We start from the raw sequence: 21,353 nt of genomic DNA, 5'->3' as shown, positions 1-21,353 counted from the left end.
TTTAACGATAGAAAGGATTTTTTCCCTAATTGTGCATTATTACAATTAAGAAGAAATGAGGTAGAAATATATTGATAAACGTATCAAATGTTAGTTTGAGATTTGGTGGACGTAAGCTTTTTGAAGATGTCAACCTTAAATTCACTCCAGGAAATTGTTATGGAGTTATTGGTGCTAATGGGGCTGGAAAGAGTACATTCTTAAAAATATTATCAGGTGAGGTAGAACCTAATACTGGTGAAGTTATAATTGCTCCTAACACAAGAATGTCTGTCTTGAAGCAAGATCATTATAAGTATGATAATTTTCAAGTACTAGAAACCGTAATAATGGGAAATGAAAGACTATACCAAATAATGAAGGAAAAAGATGAAATTTATGCTAAACCTGACTTTTCTGATGAAGATGGAATTAAAGCATCTGAATTAGAAGGTGAATTTGCTGAACTTAATGGTTGGGAAGCAGAATCTGAAGCATCTTCGCTTTTACAAGGACTAGGTATAGGAACTGATCTTCACTTTAAAAATGTATCAGAATTGACTGGTGGAGAAAAAATTAAAGTTCTTTTAGCTCAAGCATTATTTGGTAACCCTGGAATACTAATTCTAGACGAACCTACTAACGGTCTTGATTTAAAGGCTGTAAACTGGTTAGAAGACTTTTTAGGTAACTTTGATGGAACTGTTATAGTTGTATCGCATGATAGACACTTCTTAAATTCAGTTTGTACTCAAATGGCTGACGTTGACTTTGGAAAGATAAAAATTTATGTAGGTAACTATGACTTCTGGTATGAATCAAGTCAATTGGCTCTTCAAATGTCAAAAGATCAAAACAAGAAAAAGGAAGAAAAGATTAAGGAATTACAGGACTTTATTGCAAGATTTAGTGCTAATGCTTCTAAATCTAAGCAGGCTACTTCTCGTAAAAAACTTTTGGATAAAATTACTTTAGATGATATTCAACCATCAAGTAGAAAATATCCATTTGTAGGATTTAAACCTGAACGAGAAGTTGGTAATGATATATTAATGGTTAAAGATTTATCAAAAACAGTAGATGGTGTTAAAGTATTAGATAACGTGAATTTCATAGTTAATAAAGGTGATAAAATTGCTCTTATTGGTAATGAAATAGCTGTAACTACATTATTCAAAATATTATCTGGAGAAATGGAACCAGATAGCGGTGAATATAAATGGGGAATAACTATAACTAATGCATACTTCCCAGCTGATAACTCAAAATACTTTGACGATTGCAATCTTTCTTTAGTAGATTGGCTTAGACAATATTCAGAGGAAAAATCTGAAAGCTATATCAGAGGATTCCTAGGCAGAATGTTATTCTCTGGTGAGGAAGCATTAAAAGAAGCCAATGTATTATCAGGAGGAGAAAAGGTTAGATGTATGTTGTCTAAAATGATGCTTTCTAATGCTAATGTATTAATGTTAGATCAACCTACGAATCACCTTGACCTTGAATCAATTACAGCTGTAAATAATGGTTTGAAAGATTATAACAGTAACATATTATTTGCTTCTCATGACCATCAGTTCGTTCAAACTATAGCAAATAGAATCATAGATATTAAAGATGATGGTTCTATAGTTGATAGAACTATGACATTTGATGAATACTTAGAATTTTCTAATTCTAATAAATAATGACTTAACCATATAAATTAAAATTATATGTAATATACTTATAATAAAAAGTTCAGCATTTCTATAAATTGCTGAACTTTTATATTTCTTGAATAAATTATTTTCCATTTAATTTGCTGAATAAGTTATAATCTCTAAATTAATCTTTTATCTTAGCATATCTTCTATTACTTCAAAAACATGATCTACAAGATTATCAGCATATGGCTTAATTAGTTCTTCTACTGAATTAAATGTATAACTATTATTGGTAATCTTAAACATGGAAATATCATTCATTGAATCGCCGACCGTATATAAGCTATCAACGCCTTTATTTTCATCTTCCAAAATCATCATAATTGCATTTCCTTTTGAACAATTCTTCGGAACTATATCTACAAATACTTGATTTCTAAAAGCTTCTATATACTCATCATATTCATTTATTAATTTTTCTCTTACCAATTCTGATTTTTCTATAGATTGAGATACATTAAACACACTCATAATTTGTGAATCTGATACACTACTCAATGCTTCTTCTAATGTTACCCTATTAGAAAAATGATTAAAAAAATCAGCATCTACACCTGAAACATCAACTGATTTATTTTCTATCATATACGTATCATTTCCATCATCATAATATATTAAGGAATCTCCTATATCATAAAAATCAGATATTATTCTATTCTGTATTTTATTCGGTATTGATTTCTCATGTATAATATTGTTTCTGTTATCCATTATCACTCCACCATTACACATAACCAAGTAATCATACTCAAATGGATATTCCTTTAAAATACTATTTACTCCTTTTAAACTTCTTCCTGTTGAAATTATTATCTTATTTCCAAACGCTTTTAGTCGCCTCAATGCTTCTAAATCCTTTTCTGAAACTTTGTTCTCTCTAAATAACGTTCCATCTAAATCACTTGCTAAAAATTTCATTAGTATCCCCCCAGTTCCCTCGTTATTTTATTCAATTTGGTAATAATCATATATACTACTCATAAAAAATATCTCTCTATACAATCCCTATTTATATTTAATCATCAGTGTAAACTAAAACTGATTATATTTATCTAGAATCTAAAATATAAACTTCATATTTTAAATATATCTATTTATATCTATTCCTAATCCATTCAATGTAAACTTAATAGTACTCTCTATAATATCTTCTAAATTTATCTTCTCTATATGTATAGATTCATATATTGCAGATGAACATAGTGATCCAAAAAATTGGAATGCAATAAGTTCTACATCTCCTTTTTTAATTTCCCCAATTTCCATTGAAGTTCTTATATTAATTTCAATTTCATTTATATACTTTCGTATCTTATGACGCAATTCATTCTGTCTATGCTCAGTCCCCCACAACTGACTCATTACTATTTTAAAAAAATCTGTATACCCATATAAAAATGTTAATTGTATTCTACATATTTTTATTAATTTTTCAATAGGACCTATATTCATATTCTGAACTTCAATAACTTGATTTTGTAATATTTGCAATCCCTCCTCAACAATGAAATTAAATATTTCCTCTTTACTCTTAAAATGATAGTATAATGTCCCCTTTACAAGTCCAGCATTGGCAGCTATATCATCCATAGTAGCACCTCTGTATCCAGATTCAGAAAATATTTTTATTGCAGATTTAAAAATCAAGTTCTTTGTTTTGTTCATAACATTTCTCCTCATTTTTCAATAATTACTTATGCTAATATTATCAATATATTATATCATTTAGTTCATTATTAAACCACAATTCTACATATTACTATTTATATCAAAAATGAAACTTTCAGTACATATAATCTTACTTTTGAAATTTTGATTATCTGTGATAAAATTAATATTAAGGTAAAAAATAAACTATGTATGTTACACATAATTTATTCAATTTATATCAGTTTTTCTATATTATTTACTAAATAATTATTCTATAGATTTAACTAGATATATCTAATTAAAATAAGAAATGGAGGATACTTGTCATAACTGTAACATTATAAATCTTTAGAGCTATTATCTCTAAATTATTTCATAAAGTTTTGACATTTGTATTTATGATTCAAGTATATAATAGAACTACAAAATCTTATGAAGAAGAACTTATCGCTGGAAAGAAATATATAGAATGGACCTATGAATCACCAGTTGGTAAAACCATTACTGAACTTATCGCAAAGAAAAAACTATTTTCTAAGTTATATGGGAAGTATTGTGATACAAAGCTAAGCAAATCCAAAATTTCACCATTTGTAAATAGCTTTAATATTGATATGACTATGTCGAAGAAGAAAATTAATGAATTTAACTCTTTCAATGATTTCTTTACAAGAGAATTAAATTTTGATGCTAGACCAATAACTTCAGATAATAATATATTAATCTCTCCAGGAGATGGAAGAATAACTGCTTATGAGGATATTGACTTAGATAATATAATTCAAATTAAGGGATTAACTTATAGTTTAAAAGAGTTAATTAATGATGATAATGTAGCTAGTAAATATAAAAATGGAATATGCGTTGTATTACGATTATGCCCTACTGATTATCATAGATTTCACTTTATAGATTCTGGTATTCCATATGAAAATCATCATATAAAAGGACACTATTATTCTGTAAATCCAATAGCTTTAAAATCTGTTCCTAAACTTTTTTGTGAAAACAAAAGAGAATGGTCTTTATTCAAATCAGATAACTTTAAAGATGTACTTCATATAGAGGTTGGTGCTACATGTGTAGGTTCAATAATTCAAACTTATTCTCCTAGAGTTAGAGTAAAAAAAGGTGATGAAAAAGGCTATTTTAAATTTGGGGGATCTACAACTATACTATTCTTTGAACAAGGGTCTATAGAAATAGACGCCGATATTATAGAACAATCTAAATTAGGCTTTGAGTGTAAAGTTTTATTTGGTGAAAATATTGGTACTAAAATTTTATAAAATAAAAAGAATGGGTAAACCATTCTCTTTATTTTGGCAGAGCGTGAAGGAATCGAACCCTCAATGTACCGTCCGTAGCGGTATGTTATATCCGTTTAACTAACGCTCCATATTCAATTTTTACAACAAGTTTATCTTATCACAAGCGGTTATAATAATCAAGTTTATAATTTGATTATTCTCATAATTTTATAAATTTAATACTATTATTCAACTTAGTCCCATATGCAATTGGGACTAAGTTATCTAAAAATTAGTTTTAATTTTTAGATAACTATCTTTGTTTATGGTAACTTCTACAAATATATATCAGAAAACTCTACCTCAAGAACTTCCACCTTACTTTTAATGTTTAAGCATTTATCCCTATTATTTTCATCATCCTGTAATCTTTCTATTGGTAGCTTAATTATAAATTCACACCCAGCATTCTCTTCACTTTTCAATTCGATACTACCATTGTGAGCTTGAGTTAAGTATCTAACTAAATCAAGACCTATCCCGCTCCCCGAATTCTCAGATTTTTTATTTCTTGAAGATTGAACAAATCTATTAAAAATTGTATTTTGCTCTTCCTTGGGTATTCCAATTCCTTCATCTCTTACCGAAATGGTTAATTGATTTATACTTTTCCATGCATTTATATATATATTGCTTCCTTTTGGCGAAAACTTTATTGCATTAGAAATTAAATTCATTATTATTCTATCTATTGCTTCTGGGTCGACTGCCATTATACACTCTTCAACATTTGTATCAAAAACTAAAGAAATCTCCTTCTGCTTAGCATATTTATCTATAGAAGATATATTCCACTCTATTAAATTAATTACATCTAAGTTCTCTCTTTTAATACTATAATGATTTTTTTCTAATTTTGTTGTATCTATTAGATTGTTTACAAGTTTTAATATTTTATATGAATTTCTTTTTATAACATCCATGTGATCCTGGCATTTACCATACTTCTTGATATCTTTATAATCATCCTTGTAACATTGTAAAACACTTAAAATTATATTTAATGGTGATCTTAAATCATGTGAAATATTCAAAATAAAATCTTCTTGATTTTTCTTAGATTCTGATAAATTAATAAGTTTGCTAATTAATTCATCTTTCGATAACTTAATAAGATCATTACTATTTAATATATTCTCCCTATCAATCTGATTATCTTTCAAAATATTAACCTCAACCATTTTTAAATCCCCTTTTGTAATTTTTTTTACTTTTTTTACCATATACCCTTAATATATAATATCATATAACTTCCCAGCTAACAACCATATTAAATAAATTTGATATGATATTTCTAATTCCAAAAGACTATATAATTTGTTTATTTAAGTTTAATAATTGAATATTACAAATTTAGATAATAATTGGAGAAATATATCTATACCATCCTTATGTTACTAAGTATAGTTTCTTATTATTTCATCCTTTATATACTTTAATATCAATATTACATAGGTTAATGTTCCAACAATAAACATAGTATCAAATCTTATATTAGGATTAGCTGTTTCTAATATTATTTGTATTATTAATGGCAATGTAGCCGCATACAAGGTTAAAGAATATAAAGCTATATATTTGACTACCATTCTTAAAAACACTGTAAAAAGCGCTGCAACAATTGATACAATTAAGCAATTAAACAATAAATTAAAAAGTATTATTGAAAAATATGCTACCATTTGATCTACGAAAGATATTATATCTAAATTATAAGTCCTATATTGAACAAATGCACTCTTTAGGCCTCCTAATAAGAAACTAAGTAATACTGCATATGAGATTGATCGCACTATTCCTTCTTTCGCATATTTAGAAAAAACCTTTATGTCATATATAGAAGTTATAAGCTTTATAAAAAAATTAGTTCTATTAGTCATTTTCCCCTCCAGATAAATATTGTCTACTTCCATAAGGCCTATTAAGTATATTAACACATATTAAAATTAGTTTAAACATCAAGGTTTATTATTTACTTTTATTGTCAATATTATATAAATAAAAGATGGCTTTGTAATTAAATAAAAGATTAATGGGCAATATCTTATTCAAATTCACTCTAAATATATTAGTTACTTCATTAGGAGGCATTTATTTGAGCATAAATACATTTTATTATAAAAAGTCAAAAACTAAAAAATTACCTAAAAGAATTATGTATGTACTAGCTTTATTAATAGTATTATCTTCTAGCTGCTTTTACGAGTTATACAGTTATAATAAACTTTTAAATAACTTCAAATCAGATTTTGATAATTATAAATTTTCTGAAGCTAATAATTTATTGATAACTAAACAAAACTTTAATCCATTTAAATTATCTATGATTAGTCATGATGTTTCCAAATATCTTAGAACTAAAATTAATACTTTATCAGATGAAATCCAAGATAAGAAAATTTCTTCTGAAAATGCATTAATTCAGTTTAAGGAAATAAAACGTTATAATCTAGTGAATGATGATGATCTACATGAGGCTTCTGATTCAATAGATTTAATTCAAGATTCTATTAAAAATTATAACTCTGGTATTAATTCTTTTAATAATGGACAATATCCAGAGGCAATTTCATTCTTCAAAAAAGTTTCTGCTTTAGATCTTAACTATACAGATTCACTTATATACTTAGATGAATCAAAAAGTAAACTAAAGGATAATTTATTTGCTTACTGCGATAATTTAATTAGCAATGATTACTATAGCGAAGCTATGTCTAAAATTTCAGACAATAATGACCTTTTGCGTGATGACATAGATGTAAAAGAAAAGATAGCAGATATAAAAGAAAAACAACAAGAATACTTAGATAAAAATTCAGCTATTGCTGAAGCTTCATCGCGTGCCTTAACAACCAATATTACATCAAAAAATATTAATACATTAAACATAGAGAGTTCAACACCTTATCTTATAAACGTAAGCCTTCAAGATCAAAAGACTTATGTTTATAAGGGAAAAGCTGATAAATGGCAGTTGGTTAAAACTTTCCCTTGTTCCACTGGAATAAGTGGAGAGGATACACCGCCTGGATCATTTACTATTAAAGAGAGAGGTGATTGGTTCTTTTCAGAAGAATATCAAGAAGGCGGTAAATATTGGACTCAAATTACTGGAGACATTTTATTTCATTCAGTTCCATTTGCTAAAGACAAAACTACAGTTCTAGATTATACAATGAATAAACCTTCTTCTCATGGTTGTATTAGACTCTCTATAGATGATGCCAAATGGATCTTTACTAACATACCTAGGGAAAGTAAAATTATAATAAAATAACTATTAAAAAAGCAAGAAGACACATATAAATTTATCTTTGTCTTCTTGCTTTTATTGTTATTTTACTTAAACATATTTATATTACTTGAATTTCCTTTTCTAAGTAAAATGAATATAAGTACTTATATTTAACCTTTTTACCTGTTAATTTAAATATTGCATCACTATAATAATCTAATTGTTTCCTATACTTCTCTTTAAATTCATCTTCGTGATCTTCCATGACGTAATCCGTTTTGTAATCTATAAGTATAATATCCCCATTATATTCAAAAAAACAGTCAATTATTCCTTGTAATCTTATCTTTTCATCCTTATATATATTACCAAGTGTTTTATCTACTTCTAAACTGCTTATCTCTGTATAAAAAGGTATTTCCCTATAAATTTTTTCTCCACTACAATTTAACTCAAGAATTTTTTTCCCTAAATCCGACCTAAAAAAACTCAGTATTTTAGTAGGATTAATTACCTTTAATTCTTCGCTAAGCAAAAGCTCCTTTTCAAATAATTCGTGTAATTGTTCTTTAATTTCCTCCGTAGATGATACTCTATTAAAATCTATTTTTTTCATTACAAAATGAACTGCAGTACCTTTTTCTGAAGGAGTAAGGCCTTTCTTTTCTTGAAGAAATTTAGGGACAACTTTTACTTTTTCTCTGTATAATTGTTCAGTATCATCATCTTCTTCTGCATGCCTTCTCTTTAAATCTGAAACTGAAATATTACTTTTAATTGTTGTTGAAGCTTTAAATGGATATTTATATGATAATATTTTATCTACTTCTTCATATATAGAATTATCATATGGTTTATTATTTATTATTGTTAACTCATATTCTTCTCCTTGTTCTAGCACCTCTGTCTTTGTCTTATCAATCAAGTCACCTTTATTCCAAAAATTAATTTTCCACCTAGAATTATCATCCTTTAATATTAAATTTTCAGTTCCAAAACTTTCTGATAAAACACTACCATCTCTATGTTGACATAGTGACATACAAATCCAATCTAAATATGACTTTCCTTTTAAAACTTCCGAAGGGGATATGCGATTATAATCTAAAGATGCCGATCCTAACCATTTTTCAGCTGATTTTTCAAGATTTCCTACTGTACCTGTCATAATCAACTTTTCCTTTGCCCTAGTACATGCTACATACAGTATTCTCATTTCCTCCGATAATGTTTCAAATTTCATCTTTTTCTTTATTGATTCCTTAGCTAAAGTTCCTGTGCTAAACCTTTTTTCTATATCTATAAAGTCTGGCCCAAGTCCTAGTCCGTCGTGGTACAATATGCTTTTATTTAAATCCATAAGATTAAAATTCTTTCCTAACCCACATAAGAATACCACAGGGAACTCTAATCCCTTACTTTTATGGATACTCATAATTCTTACTACATCCTCATTTTCACCTAAGACTTGAGCACTTCCCATGTCACCTGAAGATTTTATAAGTTTATTTATAAAATTTATAAAATTAAATAATCCCTTAAAACTCGTTTTCTCAAATTGTCTTGCTCTTTGAAAAAGTATTTTTAAGTTTGCTTGCCTAAGTACTCCATTAGGCATAGCTCCAACATATCCATAATAAGCAGTATCCATATATAAATACCATATAAATTCATCAATTGCCATATAAATCGATTTATTTCTCCACTTGTCAACGGAATTAATAAAATACTTGCATTTAGCTATCAATACATCAGAATAAGACTCATTAATTGAATGATAAGATTCTTCACTTATATATTTTATATTTTCATAAAAATAATTATCTTTGTTTACAAGCCTAATATCACTTATTTCTTCTGCTGAAAATCCCATAATTGGAGATCTCATTACTGATATTACTGGAATGTCCTGCATTGGATTATCAATAACCTTTAAAAGAGAAATTATTGTTCTAATTTCAATTGATTCAAAATAACCAGATCCTGTATCTGCATACACTGGAATTCCTTCTGCACTTAACTCATCTAATAATGAATCTGACCAGTTTTTAGTAGCTCTAAGTAGAATAACTATATCCCTATATTTTAATGGCCTATATTCACCAGATTCCTTATCTAAAACTTTAAAGATTTGTTCATTTTCATTTTTTGACATTAGTTCTTTAATTCTCTTCGCAACGATTCTACCTTCTAAAATAACATTATTTATTTCTTCCTGTTCCTCATTATCTTCTACAACCGTTTCATTATAGCTTTTATCAATTATATTAACTTCAATAGGGCCTCCAATAATTGTATCTTTTAATTTATTTTCCTTAAAGTCTGCACCTAAATTTAAAGCTTCCTCATATGTATATTCTAACTCTCCAACTACTTCAGACATTACTTCTTTAAAGATGTAATTTACTCCATCTATAATTTCTCTTCGGCTTCTAAAATTTTTATATAATTGAATTTTTCTATTCGTTCCATTACTTGAATCATATGTATTATATTTTTCAATGAATAATTCAGGTTTTGCTTGTCTAAACCTATATATACTTTGCTTCACATCACCAACCATAAATACATTGGGATTATCATCGTTTTTTCTGGATACTAGGTTTATTATTGTTTCTTGAACGTTATTTGAATCTTGATACTCATCAACAAGTACCTCATCGAAATATTCTTTAAAATTCATTGCAATGCTTGATGGAATTATATTATTCTCATCATCATAATCACTTAATATTTTTAAACATAAATGTTCTAAATCATTAAAATCTAATATATTTCTTTCTCTTTTTCGTTTACTAAACCTAGCACTAAATTCTAAAACTAATTCTATCAATTTTTTTATGTAAGGATATACCCCTTGAATATTCCTTAACATTTGCTGTGGATTTACTGAATATGCATTATTTAATAATTCAGATATTCCTTTTTTAACATCATCTCTAATTTTTTTTACAGTATTTTGGGATTGCTCATCTGAAACCTTATCCTTTTTTATAGATTTTAATCTACTGAATTGTATTGATGATAATGAATTAAACATTTCCTCAAGTCCATTATCAGTAGATTCATAAGCATTTTGTATATAACTTAATTCCATTAATAAGCTATCCATATAAGGTTCTAATCCATCAGTTTTGCTAGTAACCTCAATGGCCTTTTCTAACATTTTAACATACCCATTTAACTCAATTTTTACACTTTGAGCTAAAACTCTTACCCAATTAGTTCTATCCAATTCATCTAATTGTTTAATATTAAAGGCCTCTGCGCTATTAACAAGCCACCTTTCAGGCCATGGACCTGACATTGTAAAGTTATATAAATCTAATACTAAGTTTTTTAAATTATTATCATTTTTATAGCTGCTAAATATCTCAACCAAATTAGTGAACTCAATATCTTCTTCCTCATATTTATCTTCGAAAAGTTCTTCAATAACTTCCGATTTAATTAGTATTCCCTCAGTCTGATCACCTATTCTAAATGATGGATCTAGATCAATCCTATGGTAATTATTTTTAATTACATCTAAGCAAAACGAATGCATTGTAGTGATATTAGCTCTATTTAACAGCGTTAATTGCCTCTGTAGATTTTTAGACCTAGGATTATTCTCTAATTCCTTTGATATCGCATCTGCGATCCTTTCCCTCATCTCGGCTGCTGCTGCATTAGTAAAAGTTACAACCAATAACTTATCTATATCAACCGGATTCTCTTCATTAGTAATTATTCTTATAATCCTCTCTACTAAAACAGCAGTTTTACCTGAACCCGCTGCCGCTGCAACTAGTAAATTACAATTTCTCGTTTCAATTGCACTTAACTGTTCATCAGTCCATTTTGTATTACCCATATATAAATCTCTCCTGTACTAATTAAAATCGTTTTAACTGTAAGAAAACCTAATTAATTTTAATCAAAAATATACTAGATTCTTTTATATTACTATACTTCCTCATTTTCAACTTTAATTAATTTATTAGAATTATCAATTTCTTTTTTTATATTATTCCATATATCATTTGCAGATTTGTTTATTATAATTTTGTATTTATTATCTTTTATCTCTGTATCAAATTGGCATATTGATGAAAAATCACAGTATTCACAATGAGCAATGTTAGAATTCTTAGTCGGCTGAATTTTAATATCTCCACTTAGCATTTCTTCACATATCTCTATCATCTTATTATTTACATATTCTCTAAGTATTCTAAACTCCTCTTCTGTTACAACATCACTTGTTGCCTTAAAGCTTCCATCAGTCTTAAATGATGCTGGTATAACCAATGAATATCCTTCTATATCCTTATCCATAGCTTTCACAACCCTCGCATCCTTTAAAACTAATCCTTTCATCTTTAAAGCACTTAATACTTCTTTTTCTACTTCTTCATCAGTCATTTCCTTTTTGCTTTTTATTATGGGGTCATCTATTTTAAAGTATAATATTGCTCCTGGCTTTACTTGTTTATCAAGTATATATTTCGAATTCCTTATAAGTGCGTCTAAATAAACTAATAATTGCATTTGTAATCCATAATATATTTCATTTAAATCAAATTTTTTAGCTCCAGTTTTATAATCTATAACTCTTATATAAGTTTCACCATCTAAATCTAACTTATCTATTCTATCAATTATTCCTTGAAGATACACCTTCTCATTGTCATTCAAATCTAATGTTATAGCTTCTCCAGAACTATAACTTCCAAAATCAAATTCAGTTTTAAATACTTCAAATTCACCTTTTCCTATTTGACTTGCAATAACTGAAACAGATTTAGATATTACTCTTTTAAATCTTTGCGCTAAATATTTAAATTTCTTAGTACTATTCAATATAGAATTACTTTCATCCATTAACTTCTTATCAATAAGGTTAGATATTATCTCCTTACATTTTTCATTGCTTAAATCAGACCATAGTATTCCATCTTCTCTAACTTTATTAGTGAATGAATCAAGCATTTCGTGTACAAATGATCCTAAGTCTGGTGGTGTAAATTCATATACCTTTCTATTTTTAGCCTTTAGCCCATATTGAACAAAATAAGAAAAGGGGCATTCTGCATACTTTTCTAACTTTGAAACACTGAATACTAACTTTTCTAAGTCATTCTGATAAAGTTTTCTAAGTTTGTTTCTTGGAACTTTATCTCCAATGTTTGAGTAACTAAGCCCCTTAAATATATTTTTAACTTTATCCTTAAACTCACCATTATTTTTAAACCATTCATATACCTCAGGCCAGTAATGCTCTATATGTTCTTTATCAAAATCTTTTCTCATAGAAATTATAAGTTCATTAAATGTTGGAATTGGTGCAATAACTTTGCTAAGTTTATTTTCAAGGATTTTTGAATCATAAATTGCACTTTCTTCAATTAAATTAGGAAATATCTTTTTCATTCTAGATATTACTATAGATGGTCTTAATGACTTACCTTCAAAATCAGCCATTGGATATGAAAGCATTAAATATTCACTACTAATTGTTAATGCTATATATAGTAGATACTGTTCTTCAAAAACTTTATTTCTAGTTGTTGATGATAAATTTATTCCAACCTCACCTAATGTTGTTCTATCTCTATCAGATAATAAGCCTTCCTCTTTCTTGGATGCTGGTAGAACTCCATCATTAATTCCTACTATGTAAAGAACCTTCACATCTCTGCCCTTTATTCTTGCTATATCTCCAATATTAACCTGATCCAATGCTACAGGTATAATTCCTATCTCTTCATTGGCAAAACCAGAACTCAATATTCTGAAAAACTCAGAATACTCTAATCTCTCTTCGCCTATAACATCAACCGCTTGATCTAGAATGTCTATAACTATACTTTCAACCTGACTATATTCCTTAACTTTATCTTCTAATCCTAATTCTTCAAAATTTTTAATCCATTCATTAATTCTGTCAAAAACTTTTACATCCACTAAAAACTCATAAATAGCTGAACATATATCTTTAACTTTATGTTTTCCATTTATTTTATTATGAAAAGTCATCAATGGATATCTTATCTCTTCCATAATTTCAGCTATTAAAACTTTATCATCCGTCAATTCGCTATTTCCTATAAACCATTTCTCATTTACTATTTCTCTTGATGTCCATTTATAACCCTTTACCCCATACTCTAATATAAAGTTCTCTAGCCTATCTATATATGAATTATCTATGCCAGTTAAACCACTCTTTAAATATTTAAATACACTTTCATAAGACCAATTCTTAAGCAAAATTTCAAAAGCAGAACTTATAAGTACAATCAATGGATTACTTAGTAATTGAATCTTTTTATCTAAAAAGTATGGAATATTATAATCTTTAAATATTACTGATATTATTTTTTCATAATCATCTATATTTCTACAAACTACAGATATATCTCTATATCTATACCCATTTTCTCTCACCAAACTTGTAATACTTTTTGATACTCTTTCTATCTCGTCATAAATATTACTTGCTTTGTAAAGTGTTATTCTCTCAGGGTTCTTATCATATTCATTAAATGGGTAAGAAAAAAAATATTTCTCTATGTGATCAAGTTCTAGATTATCTTTAAACCTATAAGGAATTGCATTATTTAAGTTGACTGGTTTATCATAAGCAATATTGTTTTCTTTCATTATTTTTAATATTTTATTTTCAGTATTCTTTATGATATTGAATACATCAGTTATATCTTCAGAGTTGTTATTTAGAGATTCGTTATCAATACAAAAAGTTATATTAACTCTTCTACATCTCTTGGCCAACACCTTTATAATGTCCAGTTGTTGAGGTGTAAAGCTAGTAAATTCATCTATCCACACCTCAGAATCTACATACGCGCTACTTTCTAATAACTTTTTATTTAGTAATGTTAACTGATCATCTCCATCAATGTAATTTTCATGCATTTTTAAGTTAAATGCTTCATAAATTATCATCAACTCTTTAATTTTTTGATATAATTCATTATCATTTATTTTCTCATCTATTGCTCTTATACTATCAATGCTAATATTATACTTTTTAAATTCCGAAATCACTTCTGATATAATTTCATTAAATCCTTGTTCTCTAGACATCCTATTAAAATAATCCAAAGACTCAATGTTTTCATTTATAACTCTATGAATTAGCATATTCCTTCCAGATTCCTTAATAATCTCTTTAACTCTTCCACCATATTCTTCAAAAATATTATGAGCCATTTTCTTAAAACTCATCACTTCTGTTCTTAAGAAAGCATGTTCTCCAATTTCATGCAATATTTTATTTTCAGTCATAAATGTATACTGCTCTGGAACTAATAGGATTAATTTATTTATATCTAATTTTTTGTTAATATTATTTTTTATCTCATCAATACAAAATTTACTCTTACCTGTACCAGACCTTCCATAAACAAATCTTATACTCATATGTATTTTCCATCCTCACATTTTAAATATGAATTATATCTTTCTCTAATTATCCCCATAATTATCATATCTATATATTCTTTATCTATATGGCTATAATATCTTTTAATATTTTCCTCTATGAACCCACATTTTTTATAACACCTTATAGCTCGTATATTATAACTAGCAACGTATAATTCTACTTTCATAGCATTCAGCTTTTTAAATAAATATCTTAGAAGAGTTTTTATAGAATCTACTCCATAACTTCTTCCCCAATACTCACTCCCTATCGTTATGCCAATACAGTATATCCTACTATAATATCCCTGCTCCTTGTACGTTACAAAACCAATTAGATTATCATCTTCATTCACTATACTTAAAGATTTTCTTAAATCTACTTTATTATCCATGCTCTCAATTATTATATTATACTTTTTAACTTTCTCTTCACTATGTAACTTGAATAATATACTTACATCTTCCCTTTTTAGTACTCTTAAATGCACTTTGCTGCCGCTTAGCATAATTCACCTTCTTATGATAATTAATTTATTTTATAAGCAGACATATTAATTATAATATTTTAAGTTTATTTACTCCATAAAATTAATTAAAAACAAAAAAAACATCTAACAATTTGTTAGATGTTTGGCGGAGGATCCGGGATTTGAACCCGGGCGCCAGTTACCCGACCTACGCCCTTAGCAGGGGCGCCTCTTCAGCCACTTGAGTAATCCTCCATGTGCCTTCTATTTTAATGGCGGAAAGATAGGGATTCGAACCCTAGGTACGCTTACACGCACGCCGGTTTTCAAGACCGGTGCCTTAAACCAACTCGACCATCTTTCCATGTCTCACAACAAATATGATTATATCAACTAATTTTATTTATGTCAACATATTTATTGCAATAAATTTAATTTTTTCATTTATCTAAACTTAATTGTAGATATGAGTTACAGAATATCAAATAATTTAGAATAGTAAATTATATTTATTGAGAATTTATATATAAATTTTCAACAAATAAAAATATATGTTTTACTAAGACTAATTAATTATACTAAAAAGCACCTAACAAATGTTAGATGCTTGGCGGAGGATCCGGGATTTGAACCCGGGCGCCAGTTACCCGACCTACGCCCTTAGCAGGGGCGCCTCTTCAGCCACTTGAGTAATCCTCCAAATAAACTTTATATTTTTAGACAAAAAAATGGCGGAAAGATAGGGATTCGAACCCTAGGTACGCTTACACGCACGCCGGTTTTCAAGACCGGTGCCTTAAACCAACTCGACCATCTTTCCACGTCTAGTGACATGTATTATTATATCAATTGCTTATACTTATGTCAACTATTTTATAATATTTTATTAAAATAAATTATTATAATAAAATATAACCTTATGGATTTAGTGTTTAGCTATTCTTTTATCTTCCTTGTACATATTATATCTACGCCAGTATTAAGTATATTCTTACAAATATTATCGCCAATATTTGTAGGAGTACTAACATAAATCCTGCTAAGAACCTTTGAGAATTCTTTCCATAAGTGCTTCTCAACGCTTTTATTACTTTTTACTGATACAACTTTGTAATTCATATTACCTTTTACTCTAACTAAACTGGTAAAAACATCTTTATTAGACATTACTAATTACTCCAATCTAAATTTCATTAAATTCCTTAATTCTTCCAACTAAAATTTGTGAATCCATAGAATCATCTACTATATCTAAAGCACTTTTATCCATCTCTCTGGCCAATATCTTTATTATCTTTATATTGCAATTTGAACCATTGCAGTTTCCAAGACCTATCCCTGTACGCCTTTTTACTCCCTCTACTGTTCTTGCACCTAAAGGTCTTCTTATTGAATCAATAATTTCTCCCTCAGAAATATTATTGCAATTACAAATAATATTGCCATAACGCTTATCAAGAGAAATTATTCTATTTATTTGATCTTTAGTCATCTCTCTAAATATATATGTCTCTCTCTTTTTATCAATATAATCCTTCTTCTTCGTTATATTCATACTTACTTTAACTTTCTTTTCAATATCCTGAGCAATTGCTGGTGCAACTGATATTTTAGCATAGTGATTTCCTACAACCTTTATATAACCGGCCTCTAAATTACTATCATCTATTAACATATCATTTTCGCTATATACTTCTGTAAATATATTAATTATTGACTCTTTTTTTATATTTTTCAATATTCTTTCTGGCAATTCTAATTTAGAGCTAAAATTATCACTAATCTTAATTCCAATTAAATTTTCATTTTCCGATATTGGCACCTTTATCATCGAATTTTCTTCATCTATATCTTCAATAATAATTTTCTTTAAGTTATCACCTATGCTTTTCTTAACTATTATACACCTAACTTTTTTATTTTTCATTTCGCTTGTTACATTACTACACATGTCATTAAATGATTCATTTGGAATTGTATTAATAACTAGTTTACAAGTAAACTTATTTTTATTCGTAGTTACTCTGAATCCCTTAGAGATAGTCTTAATATCTATAACCTCTTCTTCTAATCTAAAATTCACTCCATTATCTACAGCTATTTCTGCATATGAAACAGCTAGGTTATATGGTGATATTATTGAAGTATTCTCAGAATAGATAGCTTTATTTTCCTCTAAATTTAAACTTGGTTCCACATTATAAAGTTCATTACTATCTATTATACGAACTCCATCTATTCCGTGATCCACAGAATCACTATACACTTTATTTAATAGTTCATTACTCTCATCTAAGAAAATCCTTAATGAGCCAATCTTATTATATCTAACATTGAACTTTTTACAATGCTTCCTTATTATATCTATACCTCTCTTCTCCAAGAGAGCCATTTTACTACTACTTGATTCTGAACCATCATAAACAACAGCTGTATTTGCAAATGAAATATCGTTTGCAACATCATATCCCTTTTCAATTAAAGCTATATTTATATTATATTTTGAAAGTTCATAGGCAACTGCGCATCCAATTATCCCACCGCCTAAAATTAGCACATCATAATCCATTACTAGTCCTCCAAATCTGAAACTATAAAGTTGTTCTTTTTCAATTCCAATATAATTAAATCAATATCATCTTGAGTTTCAGCTGCTATTGTATGAAGATGAACTCCATTAGTTAATGCAGATAGTAATTTTGCTTTTTGTTCCTTATATTTTTCAATAAATTTATTTAACTCATTATAATTCTTAATCATAAGCATTCCCTTTATTTCTCCATACAATGGATGCTCCACTACTACATCTTCAATAATTCCACCATATTTGATTACTATACTTAATTCCTCAATCATCTCATCTTCAGTATGAATTACTGCAATAATTGCTTTAGCTTTATTATTATTTGCATTAATTATATATCCATCTGGAGTTGCTATTATATTCTTACCTTTAGCTCTAAGAATTGCTATATCTTTTACTATAACCTGTCTAGTTACAGAATATCTTTTTGCTATAAAGCTGCCTTTCAAAGGCTCATTACTTTCTAGAAGTAATCTAATTATATCCTCTCTTCTCTCAATAGAATTCATATTTCCCTCCTATTTTAATTGCAATCATCAGATATACTTAATACTTTTAAATATATATTTTTTGAGTCAATATTACTTTTATTATGATGATATTTAATAGAATTTATTACTTCTAAGCATTCATCATTATTAATACTCTCAATCAGTCTTGCTCCAATTTCCGGATGATTATAATAACTTATTATTTTCTTATTTTTATTATACTTCAAAAATTTTCCGTGAGTAATACTATTTAAAAAAACAATAATGCCTTTATAAAATATATTTAATTTAGATTCTAATTTTCCTATGTCATGCAATAATGCACACTTAGACATCTTTTTTTTATCGATATTAACTATATTATTATCCTCTATATATTTTATAGCCGTTCTACAAACTCTTATTGAATGTTGCCGCTCTGATTTAGTAAGTTTCATAAATAAATCCAACTCAGAAATACTAAGATACATCTTTAGCATTTCCATATCTTCCTTAATGAATATAGATTCTATTGCCCAATAAAATTGTTTTATTCTATATAAAAACATTCCTATCTCCTATGCTTATTCATACTAAACATAATTAAATAATTGTATAATAAAAGAAGTTATGAATTAATTCATAACTTCTTAATGGTGGAGATAAAGAGATTCGAACTCTTGACCCCCTGCGTGCAAGGCAGGTGCTCTCCCAACTGAGCTATACCCCCATGGTGGACCTTCAGGGACTCGAACCCTAGACCTACCGGTTATGAGCCGGTTGCTCTAACCAACTGAGCTAAAGATCCCTTTTAAATTTTACCTGGCGACTTCCTACTCTCCCACACAGTCTCCCATGCAGTACCATCAGCGTAATAGACCTTAACTTTCCTGTTCGGAATGGGAAGGAGTGTTACCTCTATGCCATCATCACCAGATCATTACAAATAATATTATACTTTGCAACACATCTTATGTCAAGTATTTTTTATATTATTCTTTGAAAATTGCACACAGTTTCTTTAATGTATTTACAACTTATGTTATTGGTCAAGCCCTCGACCTATTAGTATCAGTCAGCTAAATATGTTACCATACTTACACCTCTGACCTATCAACCTTGTAGTCTTCAAGGGGTCTTACTAGCTTATGCTATGGGAAATCTCATCTTGAGGTGGGCTTCACACTTAGATGCTTTCAGCGTTTATCCCTTCCCGACTTAGCTACCCAGCTATGCTTCTGGCGAAACAACTGGTACACCATAGGTCAGTCCATCCCGGTCCTCTCGTACTAAGGACAGCTCCTCTCAAATTTCCTACGCCCGCGACGGATAGGGACCGAACTGTCTCACGACGTTCTGAACCCAGCTCGCGTGCCGCTTTAATGGGCGAACAGCCCAACCCTTGGGACCTACTTCAGCCCCAGGATGCGACGAGCCGACATCGAGGTGCCAAACCTCCCCGTCGATGTGAACTCTTGGGGGAGATCAGCCTGTTATCCCCGAGGTAGCTTTTATCCGTTGAGCGATGGCCCTCCCACGAGGTACCACCGGATCACTAAGCCCGACTTTCGTCCCTGCTCCACTTGTAGGTGTCGCAGTCAGGCTCCCTTCTGCCTTTACACTCTTCGAACGATTTCCGACCGTTCTGAGGGAACCTTTGGGCGCCTCCGTTACATTTTAGGAGGCGACCGCCCCAGTCAAACTGCCCACCTAACAATGTCCTGTCACCAGTTTCATGGCATCCAGTTAGAACTTCAATACTATCAGGGTGGTATCCCAACAACGACTCCACCAAGGCTGACGCCCTAGTTTCCCAGTCTCCCACCTATCCTGTACAGACAATACCGAAATTCAATGCTAAGCTACAGTAAAGCTCTACGGGGTCTTTCCGTCCAATCGCGGGTAGCGAGCATCTTCACTCGCACTACAACTTCGCCGGATTTGCAGTTGAGACAGTGCACAAGTCATTACGCCATTCGTGCGGGTCAGAACTTACCTGACAAGGAATTTCGCTACCTTAGGACCGTTATAGTTACGGCCGCCGTTTACTGGGGCTTAAGTTCACACCTTCGCGATATTTCGCTAAGTGTTCCCCTTAACCTTCCAGCACCGGGCAGGCGTCAGCCCCTATACATCAGCTTTCGCTTTAGCAGAGACCTGTGTTTTTGTTAAACAGTTGCTTGTGCCTATTCTCTGCGGCCTGATTTCTCAGGCACCCCTTCTCCCGAAGTTACGGGGTCAATTTGCCTAGTTCCTTAACTGCAATTCTTCCGTCGGCCTTAGGATTCTCTCCTCATCTACCTGTGTCGGTTTGCGGTACGGGCACTACTTCTCTCTCTAGATGCTTTTCTTGGAAGCATGGAATCAGATACTTCGGTTCCGTAGAACCTTCCCCATCACGCCTCAGAATTGTTGGAACGGATTTGCCAATCCCAACTCCCTAAACGCTTAGACTAGCATCCAATAGCTAGCACATCCTATCCTTCTCCGTCACACCATCGATAATAACGATTATAGT

At 29.5% G+C, this 21,353-nt stretch carries 14 protein-coding genes, 7 tRNA genes and 2 rRNA genes (1 of these 23 only partly in view); 3 read left to right on the top strand and 20 right to left on the bottom strand.

Annotated features, from left to right (window positions below; genetic code table 11):
• Positions 1-71 precede the first annotated feature (71 nt).
• Positions 72-1,667, top strand: a complete 1,596-nt coding sequence (locus PZA12_RS00155) for an ABC-F family ATP-binding cassette domain-containing protein (RefSeq protein ID WP_041893271.1) — start codon at positions 72-74, stop codon at positions 1,665-1,667.
• Between the two features lie 147 nt (positions 1,668-1,814).
• Here PZA12_RS00155 and PZA12_RS00150 read toward each other — a convergent pair whose 3' ends face one another.
• Positions 1,815-2,603 (bottom strand): Cof-type HAD-IIB family hydrolase, encoded by a 789-nt coding sequence (locus PZA12_RS00150; RefSeq protein ID WP_078117608.1) that lies wholly within the window; start codon positions 2,601-2,603, stop codon positions 1,815-1,817.
• A 162-nt stretch (positions 2,604-2,765) separates the two neighbouring features.
• Complete coding sequence (locus tag PZA12_RS00145) at positions 2,766-3,350, bottom strand: TetR/AcrR family transcriptional regulator (RefSeq protein WP_077841954.1); 585 nt, start codon at positions 3,348-3,350, stop codon at positions 2,766-2,768.
• A gap of 383 nt (positions 3,351-3,733) precedes the next feature.
• On the opposite strand from PZA12_RS00145, the gene PZA12_RS00140 reads away from it, so the two are divergent.
• A complete protein-coding gene (locus PZA12_RS00140) occupies positions 3,734-4,624 on the top strand; it encodes a phosphatidylserine decarboxylase (RefSeq protein WP_078117609.1) in 891 nt (296 codons plus the stop codon).
• Between the two features lie 34 nt (positions 4,625-4,658).
• Here the strand turns inward: PZA12_RS00140 and PZA12_RS00135 are convergent.
• The 3 genes from PZA12_RS00135 to PZA12_RS00125 form a co-directional block, all read right to left on the bottom strand.
• Positions 4,659-4,733 (bottom strand) — tRNA-Arg (locus tag PZA12_RS00135).
• Positions 4,734-4,920: 187 nt separating this feature from the next.
• Positions 4,921-5,826 (bottom strand): sensor histidine kinase, encoded by a 906-nt coding sequence (locus PZA12_RS00130; protein ID WP_078117610.1) that lies wholly within the window; start codon positions 5,824-5,826, stop codon positions 4,921-4,923.
• A gap of 216 nt (positions 5,827-6,042) precedes the next feature.
• Entirely contained in the window at positions 6,043-6,525 is a 483-nt protein-coding gene (locus PZA12_RS00125) for a DUF1189 family protein (protein ID WP_077837305.1), read from the bottom strand.
• 215 nt (positions 6,526-6,740) lie between these two features.
• Here PZA12_RS00125 and PZA12_RS00120 point away from each other — a divergent pair, with 215 nt between their 5' ends.
• Positions 6,741-7,922, top strand: a complete 1,182-nt coding sequence (locus tag PZA12_RS00120; protein WP_078117611.1) for a L,D-transpeptidase — start codon at positions 6,741-6,743, stop codon at positions 7,920-7,922.
• A gap of 76 nt (positions 7,923-7,998) precedes the next feature.
• Here the strand turns inward: PZA12_RS00120 and addA are convergent, their stop codons facing one another.
• The 15 genes from addA to PZA12_RS00045 all read right to left on the bottom strand — a co-directional run.
• Positions 7,999-11,736, bottom strand: coding sequence for a helicase-exonuclease AddAB subunit AddA (addA, locus tag PZA12_RS00115; protein ID WP_078117612.1), 3,738 nt, complete (start codon positions 11,734-11,736; stop codon positions 7,999-8,001).
• Positions 11,737-11,828: 92 nt separating this feature from the next.
• Positions 11,829-15,308: a helicase-exonuclease AddAB subunit AddB gene (gene addB, locus PZA12_RS00110; RefSeq protein WP_078117613.1), complete on the bottom strand. Its 3,480-nt coding sequence runs from the start codon at positions 15,306-15,308 to the stop codon at positions 11,829-11,831.
• Entirely contained in the window at positions 15,305-15,820 is a 516-nt protein-coding gene (locus tag PZA12_RS00105) for a GNAT family N-acetyltransferase (protein ID WP_077840810.1), read from the bottom strand. The genes addB and PZA12_RS00105 overlap by 4 nt, the downstream gene beginning before the upstream one ends.
• Positions 15,821-15,945: 125 nt before the next feature.
• A tRNA-Ser gene (locus tag PZA12_RS00100) sits at positions 15,946-16,036 on the bottom strand.
• Between the two features lie 18 nt (positions 16,037-16,054).
• A tRNA-Ser gene (locus PZA12_RS00095) sits at positions 16,055-16,145 on the bottom strand.
• A 244-nt stretch (positions 16,146-16,389) separates the two neighbouring features.
• Positions 16,390-16,480 (bottom strand) — tRNA-Ser (locus tag PZA12_RS00090).
• Positions 16,481-16,510: 30 nt separating this feature from the next.
• Positions 16,511-16,601: transfer RNA gene (locus tag PZA12_RS00085), tRNA-Ser, on the bottom strand.
• Between the two features lie 116 nt (positions 16,602-16,717).
• Positions 16,718-16,948 carry a DUF1667 domain-containing protein gene (locus tag PZA12_RS00080; protein WP_078117614.1) on the bottom strand — a complete coding sequence of 77 codons (231 nt, stop codon included), beginning with the start codon at positions 16,946-16,948 and terminating at the stop codon, positions 16,718-16,720.
• A 16-nt stretch (positions 16,949-16,964) separates the two neighbouring features.
• Positions 16,965-18,350, bottom strand: coding sequence for an NAD(P)/FAD-dependent oxidoreductase (locus PZA12_RS00075; protein ID WP_078117615.1), 1,386 nt, complete (start codon positions 18,348-18,350; stop codon positions 16,965-16,967).
• A 2-nt stretch (positions 18,351-18,352) separates the two neighbouring features.
• Positions 18,353-18,874 carry a transcription repressor NadR gene (locus PZA12_RS00070; protein WP_077841118.1) on the bottom strand — a complete coding sequence of 174 codons (522 nt, stop codon included), beginning with the start codon at positions 18,872-18,874 and terminating at the stop codon, positions 18,353-18,355.
• A 14-nt stretch (positions 18,875-18,888) separates the two neighbouring features.
• The gene (locus PZA12_RS00065; RefSeq protein ID WP_078117616.1) at positions 18,889-19,404 is read right to left on the bottom strand and encodes an HD domain-containing protein; all 516 of its coding nucleotides are present in this window, start codon (positions 19,402-19,404) and stop codon (positions 18,889-18,891) included.
• An 85-nt stretch (positions 19,405-19,489) separates the two neighbouring features.
• A tRNA-Ala gene (locus PZA12_RS00060) sits at positions 19,490-19,565 on the bottom strand.
• A gap of 1 nt (position 19,566) precedes the next feature.
• Positions 19,567-19,643: transfer RNA gene (locus tag PZA12_RS00055), tRNA-Ile, on the bottom strand.
• Between the two features lie 12 nt (positions 19,644-19,655).
• Positions 19,656-19,772 (bottom strand): 5S ribosomal RNA (gene rrf, locus PZA12_RS00050).
• Between the two features lie 108 nt (positions 19,773-19,880).
• Positions 19,881-21,353 (bottom strand): 23S ribosomal RNA (locus PZA12_RS00045); it runs 1,438 nt beyond the window's last position.

Source organism: Clostridium beijerinckii, from assembly GCF_036699995.1.
Classification (GTDB): Bacteria; Bacillota; Clostridia; order Clostridiales; family Clostridiaceae; genus Clostridium; species Clostridium helianthi.
The sequence above is the reverse complement of the archived record's forward strand: the minus strand, read 5'-3'. Positions and strand labels throughout refer to the sequence as shown.

Coding starts and splice junctions, on each gene's coding strand:
- addB (WP_078117613.1), bottom strand. CDS start 15,308: ATGAGTATAAGATTTGTTTATGGAAGGTCTGGTACAGGTAAGAGTAAA.
- PZA12_RS00075 (WP_078117615.1), bottom strand. CDS start 18,350: ATGGATTATGATGTGCTAATTTTAGGCGGTGGGATAATTGGATGCGCA.
- PZA12_RS00105 (WP_077840810.1), bottom strand. CDS start 15,820: ATGCTAAGCGGCAGCAAAGTGCATTTAAGAGTACTAAAAAGGGAAGAT.
- PZA12_RS00080 (WP_078117614.1), bottom strand. CDS start 16,948: ATGTCTAATAAAGATGTTTTTACCAGTTTAGTTAGAGTAAAAGGTAAT.
- PZA12_RS00065 (WP_078117616.1), bottom strand. CDS start 19,404: ATGTTTTTATATAGAATAAAACAATTTTATTGGGCAATAGAATCTATA.
- PZA12_RS00140 (WP_078117609.1), top strand. CDS start 3,734: ATGATTCAAGTATATAATAGAACTACAAAATCTTATGAAGAAGAACTT.
- PZA12_RS00070 (WP_077841118.1), bottom strand. CDS start 18,874: ATGAATTCTATTGAGAGAAGAGAGGATATAATTAGATTACTTCTAGAA.
- PZA12_RS00145 (WP_077841954.1), bottom strand. CDS start 3,350: ATGAACAAAACAAAGAACTTGATTTTTAAATCTGCAATAAAAATATTT.
- PZA12_RS00125 (WP_077837305.1), bottom strand. CDS start 6,525: ATGACTAATAGAACTAATTTTTTTATAAAGCTTATAACTTCTATATAT.
- addA (WP_078117612.1), bottom strand. CDS start 11,736: ATGGGTAATACAAAATGGACTGATGAACAGTTAAGTGCAATTGAAACG.
- PZA12_RS00130 (WP_078117610.1), bottom strand. CDS start 5,826: ATGGTTGAGGTTAATATTTTGAAAGATAATCAGATTGATAGGGAGAAT.
- PZA12_RS00150 (WP_078117608.1), bottom strand. CDS start 2,603: ATGAAATTTTTAGCAAGTGATTTAGATGGAACGTTATTTAGAGAGAAC.